The organism is Serratia sp. N21D137 (assembly GCF_047530005.1).
GTDB lineage: Bacteria > Pseudomonadota > Gammaproteobacteria > Enterobacterales > Enterobacteriaceae > Chania > Chania fonticola_B.
The window spans coordinates 1-561 of record NZ_JBLJAJ010000129.1 but is presented as its reverse complement, the minus strand read 5'-3'; the positions used below and the strand labels follow the sequence as shown (position 1 = coordinate 561).

At 48.8% G+C, this 561-nt stretch carries 1 pseudogene; it reads left to right on the top strand.

Going from position 1 to position 561, the window contains the following annotated elements:
- Positions 1-301: 301 nt before the first annotated feature.
- A pseudogene (locus tag ACMV5H_RS25660) lies at positions 302-442 on the top strand (cupin domain-containing protein); the annotation flags it as partial.
- Between the last annotated feature and the right edge of the window lie 119 nt (positions 443-561).

Genomic DNA, 561 nt, shown 5'->3' with positions numbered 1-561 from the left:
AACACATACTCAACACACGAGGGAGAAAATCTCTGGGCTATCGCTCCCCCAATGAGGTATTTTTAACACACTTACAGGCGGCATAAGCCCCCTGGGTTTTGTTGCGTTTCGAGTGGGAATGGGGCCACGTGCTTGCAGGCCATTGTCGTGACTAATGAATTATTTGCATAGGTGTATGCATATTTGGCTACCTTATCATTGAATTGGCCCTGTAATACACTTCCTCCTGTTGGCCATAAGCACATCGGCCACCCTTTTGGTTGCTTCCTGAAAGCAGGCGTAATTTGACGGCGGAGACGAAATGAGCGAGAAATTTGACGGTAACGGTATTTTCCCCAAAGGGCCAAAAAATGACGCCTATGCGCAATATTTCACCGGCACCAGCTACCTGAACATGTTGACCACTGAAGGGGTAGCCATTGGCAATGTGGTGTCTGGCCCCATTCCCACTCGAAACGCAACAAAACCCAGGGGGCTTATGCCGCCTGTAAGTGTGTTAAAAATACCTCATTGGGGGAGCGATAGCCCAGAGATTTTCTCCCTCGTGTGTTGAGTATGTGT